This is a genomic window from Streptomyces sp. NPDC054847, assembly GCF_053610925.1.
In genome coordinates, this window is sequence record NZ_JBSGZJ010000565.1 from 1 (window position 1) to 4,104 (window position 4,104).

General features: G+C 73.3%; 6 protein-coding genes. 4 read left to right on the top strand and 2 right to left on the bottom strand.

Going from position 1 to position 4,104, the window contains the following annotated elements; all coding sequences use genetic code 11:
• Window positions 1-160 (bottom strand): DUF4439 domain-containing protein (locus tag ACWGH4_RS32380; RefSeq protein WP_453467158.1); only part of this gene is annotated, 160 nt, incomplete at its 3' end.
• Window positions 157-711: a hypothetical protein gene (locus ACWGH4_RS32385; protein WP_453467152.1), complete on the bottom strand. Its 555-nt coding sequence runs from the start codon at window positions 709-711 to the stop codon at window positions 157-159. The genes ACWGH4_RS32385 and ACWGH4_RS32380, both read right to left, overlap by 4 nt.
• A 152-nt stretch (window positions 712-863) precedes the next feature.
• On the opposite strand from ACWGH4_RS32385, the gene rimP reads away from it, so the two are divergent.
• The 4 genes from rimP to ACWGH4_RS32405 all read left to right on the top strand — a co-directional run.
• Entirely contained in the window at window positions 864-1,361 is a 498-nt protein-coding gene (gene rimP / locus ACWGH4_RS32390; RefSeq protein ID WP_441266360.1) for a ribosome maturation factor RimP, read from the top strand.
• A 2-nt stretch (window positions 1,362-1,363) separates the two neighbouring features.
• Window positions 1,364-2,359 carry a transcription termination factor NusA gene (gene nusA, locus ACWGH4_RS32395; protein WP_441266359.1) on the top strand — a complete coding sequence of 332 codons (996 nt, stop codon included), beginning with the start codon at window positions 1,364-1,366 and terminating at the stop codon, window positions 2,357-2,359.
• 130 nt (window positions 2,360-2,489) lie between these two features.
• Entirely contained in the window at window positions 2,490-2,768 is a 279-nt protein-coding gene (locus ACWGH4_RS32400) for a YlxR family protein (protein ID WP_453467154.1), read from the top strand.
• Between the two features lie 153 nt (window positions 2,769-2,921).
• Window positions 2,922-4,104 (top strand): translation initiation factor IF-2 N-terminal domain-containing protein (locus tag ACWGH4_RS32405; RefSeq protein ID WP_453467156.1); only part of this gene is annotated, 1,183 nt, incomplete at its 3' end.

Consider the following 4,104-nt stretch of genomic DNA (forward strand, 5'->3'; position numbering starts at 1 on the left):
GGTGTGCGGCGTGCGCGGCGGCGGCCTCGTTCTCGCGGTCCTCGCCGACCCGGCCGCCGACCACTCCGTATCCGTAGACGGCGGCGTGTTCCGCCGCGAGCGCGGCCTGGAGGGCCTCGAGCTCGCGCGCCGTGTCGCCCCGTGGGTCGAGCGTGGTCAACGCGGGTCCCCCTTCGTCAGCAGGTACGCATGCCCGGCGCCGGCCGCGGCGACGGAGGCCAGCAGACGTGCGAGCTCCGGGTCCGCGTCAGCGAGGGCGGCCGTGTGGCTGTCGGAGGTGCGGCGCTCCGCCGCGGCCAGCGCCTTGAGCGCGGCGGCGGGGTCCTCCGGGACGGAGCCGGCCGCGGTGGTGGACGGCGTGACCGGGGGAGCGGTGGACGGCGTGACGGACGGCGAGGGAGCGGCGGACGTCTGCCCGGGCCGGCCGCCGGCGAGTGCCACGGCGTGCGCGGCGACCGCGGTACGCAGCGGTGTCAGCCGTTCGGCGAGCTCCGGGTGGCGGGCGATGACCGCGTCGTACTCGTCGCCGAGCGCCGTGCTCCCGGCCGCGAGCCGTGCCCGCAACGCCGCCTGCGCGCGAGCCGGGTCCGCGGAACGGCCGGACGGGCGCCGCGTCGCGGGGGAGTCGCTCGAACAGCCCGTCAACATGGCGGCAGCGGCCGCCCCCGTCGCCAACAGCGCACGTCTGCGTGTCGTCCCCGTGCGCCCCACGCGTGTCTCCTCGGGCTCGCAGTGATCATCGCCGCAGGCGAGCGTACCTGCGGCTCCCGGGCGGGTGGACGGCAACACCCTCCGCGACCGGATACCCTTTCTTCGACACGCGACGATCCCACAACAGCACACGCGGCCGAGGAGTCACCCGGATGAGCACCACCCAGAGCGAGAGGCTGCGCGGGCTGCTTGAGCCGCTCGTCAGCGCCGCGGAGCTGGATCTGGAAGAGATCGAGATCTCCCGGGCGGGCCGGCGCCGCATGCTGAGGATCACCGTCGATTCCGACGAGGGCGTGGAACTGGACGCCTGTGCCGAGCTGAGCCGCGCGATCTCCGAGAAGCTCGACGAGACGGATGCGATGGGCGAGGACGAGTACGTCCTCGAAGTCAGCTCCCCCGGCGCCGACCGGCCGCTGACCGAGCGCCGTCATTTCGTGCGCGCCACCGGCCGCCTGGTCAAGCTGCAGCTGAAGGAGGGCGGGGACCTGGTGGCCCGCCTCCTGACCGTGGACGACGAGGGACTCGACCTCGAGGTGCCCGGTGTGAAGGGGCGCAAGCCCACCGCCCGCCGGGTGGCCTTCGACGACATCGTGAAGGCCCGCGTGGAGATCGAGTTCAACCGCAAGGACAAGAAGGAAGAGGAGGCGTAGCCGTGGACATCGACGTGAAGCTCCTGAAGGGCCTGGCCCAGGAGAAGGAGATCGCCTTCGACCTGCTGGTCGAGGCCATCGAGTCGGCCCTCCTCATCGCGTACCACCGCACCGAGGGCAGTCGCCGCCACGCCCGTGTGGTGCTCGACCGGAACACCGGTCACGTGACCGTGTGGGCCAAGGAGGACCCGGCCGATCTGGAGGAGGGGCAGGAGCCGAAGGAGTTCGACGACACTCCCTCCGACTTCGGCCGGATCGCCGCCACCACGGCCCGCCAGGTCATCCAGCAGCGGCTGCGTGACGCGGAGAACGACGTCACCTTCGGCGAGTACGCCCGCCGTGAGGGCGACATCGTCGCGGGCATGGTCCAGCAGGGCAAGGACCCAAAGAACGTCCTGGTGAGGCTGGACGACAAGCTCGAGGCGATCCTGCCGGTGCAGGAGCAGGTCCCCGGCGAGGAGTACACGCACGGTCTGCGCCTGCGCACCTACGTGGTGCGCGTGGCCAGGGGTGTGCGCGGACCCTCGGTCACCCTGTCCCGTACCCACCCGAACCTGGTGAAGAAGCTCTTCGCGCTGGAGGTTCCGGAGATCGCCGACGGCAGTGTCGAGATCGCCGCGATCGCCCGCGAGGCCGGCCACCGCACCAAGATCGCCGTCCGCTCGACCCGCTCCGGCCTGAATCCCAAGGGCGCCTGCATCGGCCCGATGGGCAGCCGTGTGCGTAATGTCATGGCCGAGCTGCACGGCGAGAAGATCGACATCGTGGACTGGTCCGACGACCCGGCGGAGATGGTGGCGAACGCCCTGTCGCCCGCACGGGTCAGCAAGGTGGAGGTCGTCGACCTCGGCGCCCGCTCCGCCCGGGTGACGGTCCCGGACTACCAGCTGTCGCTGGCGATCGGCAAGGAGGGGCAGAACGCCCGCCTGGCCGCCCGCCTGACCGGCTGGCGCATCGACATCCGGCCCGACACCGAGCAGGGCCCCGACCAGGGCTGAGGAATGGGCAGGGGCCGAATCCCGTTGCAGTGAGGACGGGAGCCGACCAAGATCTCACAAGGATCAGGACAACAACCGTTCGATTTTTGCCCCCAAGGGGTGAGGTCGGTGCGGGGAGGTAGACTTAACCGTGTCTGGCCGGACGCATGCCCGCGTGTGCCCTGAGCGAACCTGTGTGGGATGCCGGGAGCGAGCGGCCAAGAGCGATCTGCTGCGGATCGTGGTGATCGAGGGCGAGTACGTCCCCGATGATCGCGGTACGCTGCCCGGCCGGGGTGCGTACGTGCACCCCGCCTTGGTCTGTTTCGACCTGGCGGTCCGCCGCCGGGCGTTCCCGAGGGCCTTCCGGGCCCAGGGACCGCTCGATACCGCCGCAGTGCGGCGGTATGTCGAGCAGGCAGCACCGTAAGAGAAAGAAGTACGGCACGGATACCCCCGTGCGGTCAGGTACCTCGCGAGTTGGAAGTAGGTCGAGATTGCGATGAGCACTCGATGAGTACGCGATGAGTACGCCCATGAAGTAGCGACGGTCCGGCGGTAACCCGGACCTAAAAGGAGCGAAGTGGCTAAGGTCCGGGTATACGAACTCGCCAAGGAGTTCGGCGTAGAGAGCAAGGTCGTCATGGCCAAGCTCCAAGAACTCGGTGAATTCGTCCGTTCGGCGTCCTCGACGATCGAGGCGCCGGTTGTACGCAAACTGACTGATGCACTGCAGGGGCCCGGCGGCAACGCCGGCAAGTCCGCTGCGAAGCCTGGCGCGCCCCGCAAGGCGACGCCTTCGAAGCCTGCCGCGCCCTCGGCGCAGGCGGGACGTTCTGCTGCCCCCAAGCCCGGCGCACCGGCCCCCAAGCCGGCCCCGGCGAGCAGCACCCCCTCCTCCGCGGCCCCGGGTCCGGGACCGCGTCCGACACCGGGTCCCAAGCCCGCGCCGGCCAAGCCCGCCCCGGCGGCTCCGGTGCCCGCTGCCGAGTTCTCGGCCCCGGCTCCGGCCCAGCCCGCCGCACCGCAGGCCCCGCGTCCCGCGGGTGCCACCCCCGGTCCGCGCCCCGCCCGTCCGGCTCCGGCCGGCGGACAGCGTGACGGCGGTCAGCGTGACGGCGGCCGTGGCGGCGAGCGTCCGGCGCGTCCCGCCGGCGGCCAGGGCGCCCCGCGTCCCGGTGGTCGTCCGGCCGGTCCCCGTCCGGGCAACAACCCGTTCACGTCCGGTGGCTCCACCGGCATGGCGCGTCCGCAGGCGCCCCGTCCGGGTGGCGCACGTCCCGGCCCCGGTGGCCCCGGCGGCGCCGTTCCCGGCGCTCCGCGTCCGCAGGGCGGCCCCGGTGGCGCCCCGCGTCCGCAGGGCCAGGGCGGTGCCCGCCCGACCCCCGGCGGTATGCCTCGTCCGCAGGCCCCGCGTGCCGGTGCTCCCGGTGGCGCGCCCGGCGGTAACCGTCCGAACCCCGGCATGATGCCGCAGCGTCCTGCTGCCGGTCCCCGTCCTGGTGGCGGCCCCGGTGGCGGCGGTCGCGGTCCCGGCACGGGCGGCGCAGGCCGTCCCGGCGGTGCCGGTCGTCCCGGTGGTGGCGGCGGCTTCGCCGGTCGTCCCGGCGGTGGCGGCGGCGGTCGTCCCGGTGGCGGCGGCGGCTTCGCCGGTCGTCCCGGCGGCGGTGGCCCCGGCGGCGGTGGCGGCGGCGGCCTCGGAGGGACGGCCCTCCGGCGCGCCCTCGGGGGTGCCGGAGGGGGTGCCTGCGGGGACGCCCTCGGGC

What these genes read in the sequence shown, in the direction of transcription:
- rimP (WP_441266360.1), top strand. Translation starts at nt 864, where the DNA reads ATGAGCACCACCCAGAGCGAGAGGCTGCGCGGGCTGCTTGAGCCGCTC.